Raw genomic sequence first — 395 nt, 5'->3', positions numbered from 1 at the left:
TACGTCCGCCTGGTGCAGCAGCCGCGTGAGCAGTTCCCTGCCCTGCTCCGTTTTGAGGTCAGCGGTGACGGATTCCTTGTTGCGGTTGCAGGAAAGAAAGTACGTCGACTCTGGTGTCTGATCCGGACCGACGAAGGGCGGACCCCAACTGCGGGCCTCATCTCCGTGACCGGGTGTCTCGATCTTGATTACCCGTGCGCCGAGATCACCGAGCATCATCGCAGCGTGCGGGCCGGCCAGAGCGTGGGACAGTTCGATCACCAGGCAGCCGTCGAGCGGGCCGCTTCCTGACGCTTCGGGGTCGAACATGCTGAGGTGGTCCCTTTCATCGATCTTCGCGTTGACCTGGGCCACCGTATGCAAACGGACATCAGAGGAATCGCCGGAGAGGGTTA

General features: G+C 62.0%; 1 protein-coding gene. It reads right to left on the bottom strand.

The genetic code is table 11. The annotated features are described in order from the left end of the window. The coding region (locus G3I17_RS39475) for a CoA transferase (RefSeq protein ID WP_343238573.1) at window positions 1–395 on the bottom strand (395 nt) is incomplete at both ends.

The organism is Streptomyces sp. SID13031 (genome assembly GCF_010548305.1).
Taxonomy (GTDB): Bacteria; Actinomycetota; Actinomycetes; order Propionibacteriales; family Kribbellaceae; genus Kribbella.
This window is presented reverse-complemented; position numbering and strand designations above follow the sequence as displayed.